Genomic DNA, 12,658 nt, shown 5'->3' on the forward strand with positions numbered 1-12,658 from the left:
CCTCCCACGACCTACAGGCCCGGCAGACGGAACCTGACAACCAAGAATAGGCATGCGCGGGCGGGTGCGGTAGGCAACCCGTCATGCCGGTTGGAACCGAGCCAATCACCTCACCTGTCCCGTGCCCGAAGCAGCGTCGTTCATGCCCGGGTACGCCGTCGTCACGTCGGGCCCGGCGGGGGCCCCTCGGGCCGGTCGAGCAGCGACGCCGGACCCACCGCACCCGCGCCGAACCGGTCGCGCGCCCGGTCGGCGACCCGGTCCAGCTCCGCCCAGCCCTCGGGCCGATCCCCGAGCAGGAGCTGCCGGCTGCCGGCCCCCGCGTCGACGAGGTTGCCGGCCCGCACCCCCAGCAGGCGCACGGCCAGGACCGCGATGGCGGCGCTCCGGCCGCTCCCGAGCAGTCCCAGGTCCGTCACCAGATCCGTCGCGGTGGAGTAGATCACCTGGGACACGTCGGTGCCATCACGCAGCGTGCGGGCGCGGGTGACGGTCCGGAAATCGGCGTAGCGCACCTTGACCGAGATCGTCCGGGCGCGCCGGTGCCGCTGCCGCAGCTGGCCGGCCACCCGTCCGGACAGGCGCAGCAGTTCCCGGGCGAGCGGGACCGGCTCGGTGATGTCGGTGGCGAAGGTCCGTTCGGCGCCGACGGTGACCTCCGCGCCGCCGGGATCCACCCGCCGCTCGTCGATCCCCCACGACAGCCGGTGCAGGTGGGTTCCGGCGGCATCCCCGAGGGCCCGGCGCAACGTGTCCACCGGGGTGTCCGCGATGTCCCCGATCGTGCGCAGCCCCAGCCGGGTCAGGGCGGCCTCGGCCCGCGGACCGACGCCCCACAGCGCCCCGGTCGGCAGCGGCTGTAGGAAGGCGAGCACCTCGTCGGGGGCGATGACCGCCAGCCCGTCCGGCTTGCACCTGGTCGAGGCGATCTTGGCGACGAACATCGACGGCGCGACGCCGACCGAGCAGGTGAGGTCCTGCTCGGCCGCCACCCTGCGGCGGATGTCCGCGGCGATCCGCGGGGGCGGCCCGAACAGCGCCCGCGCGCCCGCGACGTCAAGGAAGGCCTCGTCGACCGACAGCGGCGCGACCAGCGGGGTGACGTCCCGGAAGATCTTCATGATCTCGACCGAGGCCGCCCGGTAGGCGGCGTGGTCGGGCGGGACGACCGCCGCGGTGGGGCACAGGCGCAGCGCCCGCGTCATCGACATCGCGCTGCGGACCCCGTACGCCCGGGCCTCGTAGGTCGCCGACAGCACCACACCGCGCTCGCCCCCCGCCACGATCATCGGCCGTCCGCGTAGCTCGGGCCGCCGACGCAGCTCCACCGAGGCGAAGAAGGCGTCCATGTCGACGTGCAGGATCGTGCTCTCAGCGTGCATGGGGCCCCGTGCCGCCCGGCCTGCGGGCGAGGACGTGCAGCTGCGCCGCCAGTGCCCGGAACGGCTCCCGCCCGGCGGCCGCGAGCTCCAGGCGCAGCAGCCGCCGCATGGCGACGGAATCGGGCAGGCGCTCCCCCGGCACCAGATCCGCGAAGATCCGCACTCCGTGGACGTCGAGCACCTCCGCCCCCGCCGCACGGACCAGCGCGACGGCCTCGGCGGTGGTGAACCGCCGAGGCACCCGACCGGCGGACGACTCCCTGCCCGCCGACGAGCCGGGGTGCGCCGCGGGCGGCCGGTGCACGGGTTCCGCGTCCTCGACGAGCACCGCGAGGGCCTCGTCGAAGTGCCCGGCCAACGCTCGGGCGAGGACCGCGGCGGCGAGGCCGGCCACGACGACGCTGAGCGCACCGCCCGGACGCAGCACCCCCATCGCCTGCGCGAGCGCGCTCTGCGGGTCGTCCACGACGTCCAGCACCGAATGGCACAGCAGCAGGTCGGCCTGCCCGGCGCCGACAAGGCCGGTCAGGTCACGCAGGTCCCCCTGCATCGCGGTGATCCGCCCGTCGAGCCCCCGCTCGGCGACGCGACGGCGCAGAGCGGCCAGCGCGTCCGGCGAGGGGTCCACCACGATCACCGGATACCCGGCGGCCGCAATCGGCACGGCGAAGCCGCCACTGCCACCGCCGGCGTCGACCACGACCGGCCGGCGCGCCCCCACCACGGGCCCACCCGGTACCCCCGCCTCGGCCCCCGCCGGACCACCCGCCCACCCGCCGCCCGGCGGGGCCTGCGGCGCCGGGCGGGGCAGGATGGCCCACAGACCGTGCCAGATCGCGGCCTGCCGCAGATCGGCGCCGGTCACGTGGTCGGCCATCAACATCGACTCCTCCCCGCCGCCCGTCCCGGTCCCCCCCGGTCGGGCCGGGCGCGTCAGCGGCCCACGACGAGGCCGATGGCGACACCGACCGCGAGCCCGCCGACCGACAGTCCCAGGACCCGCAGCACCCAGGCATTGCGGCGGGCCACGGCGGACGGCGCGGCCCGGCGCGCGCCGCTGTACCGGGACTCGGAACCGGTGAGAGACATCGATGATCTCCTGTTTCGTCACGCTCAACACCCCAAGAGATAACCGATAGTGAAGGACAGCTACGCTGCGCGCAACAGCAGACGAGACGATCACCGGAGACCGCGGGCAGCAGGCGCTCGCCGGTGTCCCCCACCCGCGGCGTCGGCGGGACCGGTGCCGGCAAGCACCGGCTGGGACGGCAGCCCCAGCGCGCCCTCGACGACGCCGATGAACTGGTCGACCTGACGGATCAAATCGTCGGCCTCCCGCCGGCCCACCACGTTCAGGCCGGCCTCGGCGGCCGCCCGCCGACGGGCGCCCGCCGCGAAGAAGTCCGCCCATTGGGCGAGCTCGGGAGCCACCCGCACGAGCAGGCACCAGGCACTGACCGGCCGGCCCCGCCGGCCCGGCCGGGGCCGCGCCCGATCCGCCAGCACGGCGGCGGCGGCCCGCAGTGCGGCGAGATGGGCCAGGGCGTACCGCTCCCCGGCCCGGGGGGCGTACTCCGCCTCCCCAAGACCGCGCCGGGCGGCGGCAAGCAGCTCGTCCCGGGAACGGTAGGGCAGCCCCGCGGCGGGCAGGAGGGCCCGCTCGGGCGCCCCGCTGGATGCTCCGCGCCCGGTGAACGTACCCTCCACCCCGACGGCTCCGCCCACGGGGCCCGCGCCGCTGACAAGCCGACTCACGACAGCCATGACACCCTCCCGACATCGAACACAGGTTCGAATACCTGGAAGGTAACCCCCTCTCGGTCGACCCGTCAAACACCCAGGTCTCGAACACGCGAGCGAGCCGACGCGGCGGAGGTGGACTCGAGCAGGCGCAGGAACCAGGCCAGCACGAGCAGCGCCACCACGTCGGGCAGCCAGCCCAGGCGCGGGTCCGGGACATCCCCCCGACGGGTATCCCCCGGACCCGCGTCCGACACCCGGACCACCCGGGCGACCTCCGGGTCGAGCAGGTCGGGATCGGCCACGACGAGCGCCGTCCCGTCCAGCGCGAACCGGATGATGTTGACCTCGCGGTGCCCCACCAGGCCGCTGGAGAACTCGCCGCGGGTCGGCGTGAGCCACCGCAGCACGCCGCCGTCCGCCAGGCGCACCCGGCCGCCGGCCCGGCCGGCCGCGAAGGCCGCGACCGGCACCCGCCCCATCGGCTCGACGAGACGCACGCCCCGGCCGTCGAGATCCAGCTCCAGAACGAACGGGCGCCGGGCGGCCATCAGCTCGACCCGCCCCCGCGACGCCCAGTCGGCGAGCACCGCCTCCTCGTCGGTCTCGACCCGCACCTGCCGGACCGCGCTGCGCCGGCTCGCCGAGGCGACCCGGAAGACCAGCTCGTGCGGCAGACCGCCGGCCCGCCGCGGGAGGACGTCCGCCCCGGCACCGGGTCCCGGCAACGGCCGTGTCCCGGCCCCCGACGGCGTCGGCGCGCGCCCCTGCGCCCCGGGCCGTCGCGACAGGATCCTCGTCATCGCGATCGCCATGATCCCGACACCTCCACACCGCGCCGGCCGACTGCCGGCGGTCCGTCGTCCTTGGTTCTCGTCGACCTGAAGTGCACATCAGGAGCGTCAACAGTCATTGCACGCACGGTCACCCCCGACGTTGAGCGAGCGTTGAAGGGCTCCGTGCGCCGCGCCGGGATCACGCCGGGTACGGACCTGACGCGGAAACGACAGCGTCCGGCGGGCATCGATGGTTGCCGCGGGCTCCCCTGCGGGCGCACGCTGCGATAAACAGACATCACTTGGGGCCGTGACGAGAGGACCAGATGCCCGACCGCGACAGCCTGCAGTTCGCCATCCTGGGTCCGCTGGAGGTCACCGCGGCCGGGACACCCCTCACGCTGGGCGGCACCCAGCGCAAGGTCCTGATGACCGTCCTGCTGCTCGAGGCCAACCAGGTCGTGCCGATCCACCGGCTGCTGGAGGTGATCTGGGGCGATCCGCCGCCGGAAGGTGCGCTGGCCACGCTGCGCACCCACGTCAGTGAGCTGCGGCGGCGGATGGCGGACGGCCCCCCGCCGCGGATGCTGCTGCGCAAGGGCTCGGGCTACCTCCTCGACGTGCGGGCGGAGCAGATCGACGTCGAGCGGGTCCGGCGGCTGCTGGCGCAGGGCCGACGGGCGGTGGACGACGGCGACCCGGTGAGCGCGATCGCCCCGCTGCAGGAGGCCCAGTCGCTGTGGCGGGGGCCGCCGCTGGTCGACGTCGCGGACCATCCGTTCGCGCACAGCTATGCGGCGGCGCTCACCGAACTCCAGCTCGACGTGGTCAAGACGCGGACCGCCGCCGATCTGTCCCTGGGCCGGCACCGGGAGGTCCTCGGCGACCTGCGGATGCTGGTGGCCCGCCACCCGCACGATGACGGGCTGCGCCGGGAGCTGGTCGTCGCCTTCTACCGGGACGGCCGGATCGACGACGCCGCCCGGGCCTGCCGGGACGGCCTGGAGGCCCTGCACGAGCTCGGGCTGGACTCCCCGATGCTGCGCCGGCTACAGGAGGACGTGCTGCGCGGGGCGCCGGGCCTGGCCTGGGCTCCGCCGCGCTCGCTGGGCCGCCCCGCCCAGGTCGCGCCCGCCGGCTCCGGCAGCCATCAGCTGCCGCCGGACACTCCGGAGTACACCGGGCGGGACACCATCCAGGCCCGGGCGCATGCCGTGCTCACCGATCAGGCCGCCCTGGCCCAGGGCACCGTCACGGCGGCCTTCGCCGGCAAGGCGGGCGCCGGCAAGACCGCCCTGGCCGTGCACATCGCGCACCGCATCCGCGCCGGGTTCACCGACGCGCTGTACGTGGACCTGCGCGGCACCAGCGAGCCGTTGGAGCCGACGCGGGTGCTCGCCCGGTTCGTCCAGGCGCTCGGCGTCAGCCGGGCCGCGGTGCCGACCGACCTCGACGACCTGGCGGAGATGTACCGGGAGCTGCTCGCCACCCGCAAGGTCCTGATCATCCTGGACAACGCGGCGGGTGAGGCGCAGCTGCGCCCGCTGATGCCGACAAGCCCGGGCTGCGCCGTGCTCATCACCAGCCGGTCGCGGCTGCACGGGCTCACCGTGCCGTACTGGATGGTCGACGTCCTCATCCCCAGCGACGCCGTGGAGCTGCTGGCCAAGGTGGTCGGGGCGGCGCGGGTCGAGGCGGAGGCCGAGGCGGCGCGCGACATCGTCGGCCTGTGCGGCTACCTGCCGCTGGCGATCCAGATAGCCGGGCGCAAGCTGGCCGCGCACCCGCACTGGCGGCTGGCGCGCCTCGCCGGCCGCCTCGCCAACGAGCGCGACCGGCTGTCCTGGCTGGAGGTCGGCGACCTGGAGATCCGGGCCAGCTTCTCGCTGAGCTACGAGGGTCGGCCGGCCGACGAACAGCGCGCCTTCCGGCTGCTGTCGCTGCCCGCGGTCAACGACTTCGCGCCGTGGGCCGCGGCGGCGGTGCTCGACGTCGATCTCGACGAGGCCGAGGACGTCGTGGACCGCCTCGCCGACGCGCAGCTGCTGGAGCGGCGCGGCGTCGACGCGGCCGGCACGGAGCGCTACCGGTTCCACGACCTGCTGCGGGTGTTCGCCCGGGAACGGGAGACCGGCGTCGGGACCGCGATCGGCCAGCCGGCGACCGCGGAGCCGGCGGGCGCCGGGCACGGTTCCCGTTCCCCCGCGGCTGCGCCCGAAGGTGGCATCGCCGCCGGCGGCGACGGCGGCCGCGGCGGCCGCGACGCTGCGGAGCTCGATGATCCGCCGACGTTGTCCGGCGAACACCAGGCGGCGCTGAGCCGACTGCTGTACGCCTATCTGGTGATGCTGCGTGAGGCGGTCGACACCTTCAGCCCCGGGCGAATCCGGACCCTGTCCGTCGACGGGGCGGACGCCGGCTTCGCCGCGCAGGCCGCCGCCCGGTTCGCCCGCGCGGACCTCGCCGAGGTCGTCCGCCGGCCGCTGGTCTGGTTCGGCGGGGAGCGCTCGAACCTGCTCGCCCTGGTCGAGCAGGCGCAGGCGGCCGGGCTCGGCCAGCCGACCTGGCTGCTCGCCGCCGAGGCCGCGGAGTTCTACGCGTTCGCGGCGCACTGGAGCGACTGGGCGCGCACCCACGCCCTGGGCCTCGCCGCCGCCCGCCGCACGGGGCACCGCCTCGCCGAGGCCGAGCTGCTCACCAGCCTCGGGGAACGGGAGATCATCCTGACCTTCGAGGAGGCGTTCTGGCGGCTCGACGCCGCCGGGACCGATCCCGACGGCGAGCCGGCGGTGGCGGTCACCCGCGACGCGCTCGAGCGCCTGGCGCTGGCCACGGAGCGTTTCACCCGGGCGCGGGAGATCTTCGCCGGGTTCGGCGCGGAGCTGGGCGAGGCACGGGCCGTGCGCGGGCTCGCCGACACCTGCCGCGGGCGCGGTGAGTTCGCCGCGGCGCTGGCCCATTTCGAGACCTGCCTGGGGACGATGCGGCGGGCCGGGGCCCGCCGCATCGAGGCGGAGACGCTGGTCGCCGTCGCCATGACCCACGGCGACCGCAACGAGCTCACCGACGGCATCACCTGCCTGACGATGAGCCTGTCGATCGCCCGGGAGCTCGCCAACCTGCCGCTGGAGGCGCAGGCCCAGCGGCGACTGGGCGATCTCTACCGCTACCAGCAGCGGCCCGAGCAGGCGCTGGCGGCCTACAACGAGAGCCTGCCGCTGCTGGCCGAGCTGCCCGATCCGCTGTGGGAGCCGCGCGTGCTGGTCCGCCGCGGTGACATCCTCGCCCAGCTCGACGACCATCCCGGGGCCCGGCGCTCCTGGCAGCAGGGCATCACGCTGCTGCGTCAGCAGGGCTCCCCGGAGCTGGCCGCCGCCGAGGAGCGGCTGACGGCGCCGGTCACCACCGAGCCGACCCAGTTCACCGGCGGTCGGCTGCTCGGCGCCTTCGACCCGGCCTACTTCATCGCCCGGGTCGCCGCCTCGCGGCGCAGCGTGCGGTTACTTAACACGTGGACGGACCTGGTCTCCTCGCCGCACCGGGACGCCTTCACCGACGCGGTGCTGGCGGCGGTCGACGCCGGGGCGATCGTCCAGATCCTGCTGCTCGACCCGGACTCGCCGGCCGCGGCGGCGCGGGCGGCCGACCTGTCGCACCGCGTCGACGTGCCCGGTGAGATCCGGGCGAACCTGCTGGTCCTGGACGGGCTGCGGGAGCGGCTCACCCCGGTGCTGCGTCCCCGCCTCGCCGTGCGGCTCTACGCCGAGCAGCCGCTGACGACCTACCACCGCTGGGACTCGGGTGCGCTCGTGTCGAGCTTCCCGGTCGGCTACTCCTCGGCCGCCACGACCCAGCACGAGGCGACGATCTCCTCGACCCTCGTCCAGTTCGTCGAGCAGCACTTCGAGCGGCTGTGGAGCCCGGAGGGCAGCGCCGCCCTGGACGACTACCTGCGCGTACCGCTGCAGGTCTCCCCGTCGGACGCCGATGCGCTCGACGTGCGCGCCGAGTTCGTCCGCCTCGACGGGGCGGTGTACATCGCCTCCCCGGAGCTGGCCGCGCTGCTGCGCCGCAGCGGCCCGGACGGCCTGGTCGCGGCGGTGGCGGGCAACGGCCGGCACGCGCTGTCCGGCATCGGCCGCGCCCGGGTGGTGCCGCTGCGCGACGACGCCGGTGCCGGAGTCGTGTCCACGGCTTTCACGCAGAAGTACGGGGCCGTCCGCGACGGCCTGCTGCGACTGTCCTCGGTGCGGAGATGAACGCGATGAGAACGGCGAGCCCGATGAACCCGGCCAACCCCGCCGCCCTGCTGGTGACCGTCGACTTCTGGCGGGTCCCCCGACGCCGGATCGGCCATGCCCTGGCCCGGGTCGCCGCCGACCGGTCCGCGCTGCGGCACGTCCCCGGGCTGACGTTCGCCAAGCTGCTCGGCACCGGCTCGGCGAGCAGCCTCGGCCTGCGCGGCGCCGACCCGTGTCAGTGGGCGATGGTCGCCGCCTGGGAGACGCCGTCGGCGGCACGGTCGTTCGAACGGTCCGCGCAGGTGCGAGCCTGGTCGGTGCTGGCCGAGGAACGGTGGCGCATCGACCTGCACCCGCTGTCCTCGCGCGGGCGGTGGTCTCGGCAGGAGCCGTTCGGCGACTCGGTGGCCACGGCCGCGCCGAGCACCACCGCCGCCGGCACGAAGGTGGCGGTGATCACGCGGGCCCGGGTCGCCGCCCGGCACACGCTCGCCTTCCGCCGGGCGGTCCCGCCGGTGGCCGCGGATCTCGCCCAGGCCGAGGGACTGCTGTTCGCGGCCGGGATCGGCGAGGCGCCGATCGGCCTGAAGGGCACGTTCAGCCTCTGGCAGGACGCGGTGTCGCTGCGCCGGTTCGCCTACGGCCGGCCGGCGCACAGCGAGGTCGTCCGCCGCACCCCCGAGGTCGGCTGGTACAGCGAGGAGCTGTTCGCGCGGTTCGCGGTGCTCGGCTCCCGCGGCACCCTCGGCGGGCGTGATCCGCTGCTGGCCCTGATCCCCGACCCGACGTTGACGGCGCATTGAAGGTCCCGTGCCGGCCTGGCCACCCCGGGCCGGCACGGGGTCCGGCGGTTTGACAACCCGTTGACGGACGTCCGCCACGGTGGGGAGGTCCGGCGGCGATCCGGATGAGGCAGCCCGACGAACCGGATGAAGCGAACCGCATGCCGATGCCCCGTGACCAGGCACGTGCCCAGGTGTCCGCAGGCCAGGCACCCCCCGAGCCGACGCCCCGCGGTCCAGCACCGCACCCCCCGGTCCCCCACGCCTCGACCCCCCACCGCCGGGTACTGATCGCCACAGCGGTGAGCGCCCGGGTGACGGACCTGGTCGGCCAGGCCGGCACCGCGGTCCTGCGCCCGGAGCTGGCCGCCCGCCCGGCCGAACTCGCCGACGCGCTGGTCGAACTGCGCCCCCACACGCTGGTCGTCGGCGCGAACGCGGTGGACGCCACCACTCTCGAACGATGGGCCGCGGCGGTGCGTGTGGGCGGTCCGGTCCGTGCGGGCTCGGGGCGGCCCGATGCCGACCGGGAGCTCCTGCTCGTCCGCCGCGGTACCTCGCTGGCCGCCGTCGACACCGCCGCCGCGGCCCGGCTGCGGATCACGGTGCGCAACACGCCGGAGGTCAACGCTCGCCACGTCGCCCGCTTCATGGCCGACCGGCTGTTCGGCGCCGCGGGCGGGCAGGCGGCGTCGCCCGCTCGGGAGCAGCCGACTCCTCGGGAGCAGGGGCCGCGGCGGCCGGGCACCCTCGGCCTGCTCGGCGCCGGCAACATCAACGGGCGGGTGGCCCGGGCCGGCGGCGCGCGGGGCTGGCGCCTGGTCGTGCACTCCCCCTCCCTCGTCGCCGATCCCGCGTCGGTGGGCGCCTGGGCGCGGCACCACCGGCTGGCCGCCGACCGGGTGCACGTCGCCCGCACGGTGGAGGAGGTCCTCGAGGCCGCCGACGCGGTCGCCGTCGCCGTGCCGCTCGTCCACGCGGGGCCGTGGGCGAGCGCCGGGATGATCGGCGAGTGGCAGCTCAAGGCGTTCACGGGCGAGCGGATCGTCTCGGTCAGCGAGCCCGAGGTGTTCGCCGAGCGCGCCCTGCTCGACGCCTACGACCGGCGTGACCTCACCGTCGTCCTGGACAACGCCCCCAGGCTGCTCGCCCCGGTGCGGCAGCTGCTGGCGACGCGGATCGACGGTGACGGCGGCGCCCCGCGGGCCGGGTTCACCCTGTGCTCCGCGGCGATGCGCTCCGCCGCCTGCGACGACGACCTGGATCAGGCCGTGCTCGCCGTGGTCGGGCGGGCGGACCTGGACGAGCTGACCGGCACCGACCTGCTCGGGCCAGCACCCGACCGCTCCCCCCGATCCGACCTTGCCGCGACGCGGGGACGGGTCGATCATCCCGGTGCGGGCCGGGACACCGACCGCCGGGTCGACGAGGACCCGGCACCCGACGATCCCGCCGTGGGCGGCCACGGCGTGGTGGTCGTCGGCGGCGGGATCGTCGGACTCACCGTCGCGCTGCTGCTGCGGCTGCGGGGGCACCGCCGGGTCCGGGTGCTCGACGCCGCCCCGGCGGATCGCAGTGATCCGGACCGGCAGGGCACGACCTTCGGGGGTGCCAACGCGCGGCACCTGTCGGCGACCGAGACTCTGCCACCGGCGGATGCGGGCCGGGCCGGCATCCTCGGCCGCGGCCCGGCGGACGGCGGCTGGCGGCTGCGCGACCCCGCCTCGCTGAGCACGGCCGAGCTCGCCTGGGCCGAGGCGTTCGACCGGCGCACCGACCGGCCGGGGCTGCACGCGACGGCCCAGGAGCTGGTCATCGCCCTCAACCGGCTGGGGCTGCGCGGTTGGGAGCACCTGTTCGCCGTCGACGGCACGGGCTGGCTGGCCGGGCTGCGCCGGGACGGCCGGCTCGCGCGGATCTACCTCGGCGGCGCCGACCTCGCCGCGGGCGAGCGGCTCCAGCGCGCCGCCGACACCGGCGCCGTGCGCCTGCCCGGCGAGGTGCTGGCCCGGGACTGGCCGGGACTGGGCGCCTCGGTGCCGCTACCCGGCGGCGTGCGGGAGATCGCGGGCGCCGTCGAGGTGGACGGCTACGCCGTCAACATCCACGATCTGGCGACGGCGCTGGGCGGGCGGCTCGCGGACCTCGGCGTCGAGGTCCGCGCTGGCGTCCGGGTACGGGGGCTCGATCCGGGCAGCCATTCGACGAGGAGCGACATCTCGGCCGGGACCGGTCCGGGTGGGCGGCCGGAGCCGGGGGTGCGGTTGCTCCTCGACGACGGCTCGGTGCTGCCCGCGGACCGGGTCGTGATCACCACCGGGGGCCGCGACCTGGACCGGCTGCTCGGCGCCGACTGGCCGGGGGCCGGTGCGGTGGCACACCTACTCGGCCTGTCGCTGACCCTGCCGAACCCCGGGCTGCGCCGCCCGGCGAAGATCCACGCCGGCGACCCCCTTGGCGTGATGAACATCACTTCATCTCCCGACGGCACGCTCATCCACGTCAGTAGCGGCTTCGGCTATCTGGGGCTCGCCGGGCGCGAGGCCGCCACGGAGGGGACCGCGGGGCTGCGGGCCGTCGCCGAACGGGCCATCGCCGGCCTGTTCCCGACGCTGCGCCGGGCCGACGGCGGCCTCGACGTGCGCGACGTGCGCGTCTGCGAACGTCCCGCCACCCCCGACGGGCTCCCCGTCGTCACCGCACTGCCGGGCCACGCCGGCCGGGTCCTGGTGGCCGCGGGGACGAACGCGGGCGGCGCGGTGCAGGCTCCGGCGGTCGCCATGCTGGTCGCGGACCTGCTCGACGGTGCTCCCCGCTGCGCGGGCCTCGCGATGGCAGGCGACCGGATCGGCCTCCCACACATCCCGGAGATAACTCTCTGCGCATCAGAGTGATGACGTTACGTGGCAGGCACTCCCGCTGCCCGGCGCGCCCCGCAACGGGCGCGTTATCGTCGAGCAACGTGATGGTGTGCCCCGACCTCCTGGCTCGCCAGACCCGCTCGCGGGACCAGGTCGACGCGCCGGGGGACGGACAGGAGGCGACGCCGGTGACCGACGGGGACGTGAGTGTGGTCCGCTGGTCGCCCAGCCGCATGCGGGCCCGGCTCGATGATGTGATCGCCGTCTACAAGGCCGCGTTCCTCGATCACCACGAGCCCGACCCTGTCCGGGCCGCCCGGGACCGGGCCCTGCACGCGCGTCGCCACTTCGATCGCCGCGACCTGCGCGCCGTCGCCGCCGTCACCCCCGACGACAGGCTCGTCGGCATCACCTACGCACTGCCCGGCCAGCCCGGGCAGTGGTGGCACGACGTCGTCGTGGACGCAATCGCGGCGGCCTCGGCGGCCTCGGCCGCGCACTGGCTCGACGACTGCCTCGAGATCGTCGAACTGCACGTGCTGCCGGCCTACCAGGGCCGCACGATCGGCCGCCAGCTGCTGCGGGAGCTGCTGCGGGACGTCCCGCAGCGCACCGCGGCGCTGTCCGCGCTCGAACCCGCCGGCAGCCGGGCGCGCCGGTTGTACGCCAGCGAGGGATTCGTCCCGCTGCTGTCGGACTTCCAGTTCCCGGGAACCCTCACCCCGTACGCGGTGCTCGGCAAGGAGCTGCGCGGCCCGTCCGCCACCAGCCCCGACGGCGAGCGCGCCGAGGACGCCGGCGAGCCGGCACCCGTGCGGTGACCCTCGACGGCCCGGCGTCCACGGCGCTCGGGTCGGCCCGGCCCGGTGGCCGGAG

General features: G+C 75.7%; 9 protein-coding genes. 4 read left to right on the forward strand and 5 right to left on the reverse strand.

Translation table 11 applies throughout. The annotated features are described in order from the left end of the window. Positions 1–161: 161 nt before the first annotated feature. The 5 genes from dinB to FRAQA3DRAFT_RS38255 all read right to left on the reverse strand — a co-directional run bounded on the left by dinB (position 162) and on the right by FRAQA3DRAFT_RS38255 (position 3,937). On the reverse strand, positions 162–1,382 hold the full coding sequence (gene dinB / locus FRAQA3DRAFT_RS13465) for a DNA polymerase IV (protein WP_009739584.1): 1,221 nt from the start codon (positions 1,380–1,382) through the stop codon (positions 162–164). After that, positions 1,372–2,259, reverse strand: coding sequence for a class I SAM-dependent methyltransferase (locus tag FRAQA3DRAFT_RS13470; protein WP_009739585.1), 888 nt, complete (start codon positions 2,257–2,259; stop codon positions 1,372–1,374). The genes dinB and FRAQA3DRAFT_RS13470 overlap by 11 nt, the downstream gene beginning before the upstream one ends. A gap of 56 nt (positions 2,260–2,315) precedes the next feature. Next, complete coding sequence (locus FRAQA3DRAFT_RS35040) at positions 2,316–2,471, reverse strand: hypothetical protein (RefSeq protein ID WP_009739586.1); 156 nt, start codon at positions 2,469–2,471, stop codon at positions 2,316–2,318. 90 nt (positions 2,472–2,561) lie between these two features. Next, entirely contained in the window at positions 2,562–3,146 is a 585-nt protein-coding gene (locus tag FRAQA3DRAFT_RS13475) for an SAV_6107 family HEPN domain-containing protein (protein WP_009739587.1), read from the reverse strand. Between the two features lie 65 nt (positions 3,147–3,211). Beyond that, positions 3,212–3,937, reverse strand: coding sequence for a hypothetical protein (locus FRAQA3DRAFT_RS38255; protein WP_009739588.1), 726 nt, complete (start codon positions 3,935–3,937; stop codon positions 3,212–3,214). Between the two features lie 287 nt (positions 3,938–4,224). Here FRAQA3DRAFT_RS38255 and FRAQA3DRAFT_RS31555 point away from each other — a divergent pair, with 287 nt between their 5' ends. From FRAQA3DRAFT_RS31555 to FRAQA3DRAFT_RS13500, 4 genes are all read left to right on the forward strand, one after another. Then, positions 4,225–8,157: a BTAD domain-containing putative transcriptional regulator gene (locus tag FRAQA3DRAFT_RS31555; protein ID WP_009739589.1), complete on the forward strand. Its 3,933-nt coding sequence runs from the start codon at positions 4,225–4,227 to the stop codon at positions 8,155–8,157. A gap of 5 nt (positions 8,158–8,162) precedes the next feature. Next, positions 8,163–8,942 carry a hypothetical protein gene (locus tag FRAQA3DRAFT_RS13490; protein ID WP_009739590.1) on the forward strand — a complete coding sequence of 260 codons (780 nt, stop codon included), beginning with the start codon at positions 8,163–8,165 and terminating at the stop codon, positions 8,940–8,942. A gap of 293 nt (positions 8,943–9,235) precedes the next feature. Further along, positions 9,236–11,815 carry an FAD-dependent oxidoreductase gene (locus FRAQA3DRAFT_RS13495; RefSeq protein ID WP_232292040.1) on the forward strand — a complete coding sequence of 860 codons (2,580 nt, stop codon included), beginning with the start codon at positions 9,236–9,238 and terminating at the stop codon, positions 11,813–11,815. A gap of 200 nt (positions 11,816–12,015) precedes the next feature. Continuing rightward, on the forward strand, positions 12,016–12,603 hold the full coding sequence (locus FRAQA3DRAFT_RS13500) for a GNAT family N-acetyltransferase (RefSeq protein WP_157468347.1): 588 nt from the start codon (positions 12,016–12,018) through the stop codon (positions 12,601–12,603). Positions 12,604–12,658: the final 55 nt, after the last annotated feature.

Source organism: Frankia sp. QA3, from assembly GCF_000262465.1.
In the GTDB taxonomy this organism is placed as follows: domain Bacteria; phylum Actinomycetota; class Actinomycetes; order Frankiales; family Frankiaceae; genus Frankia.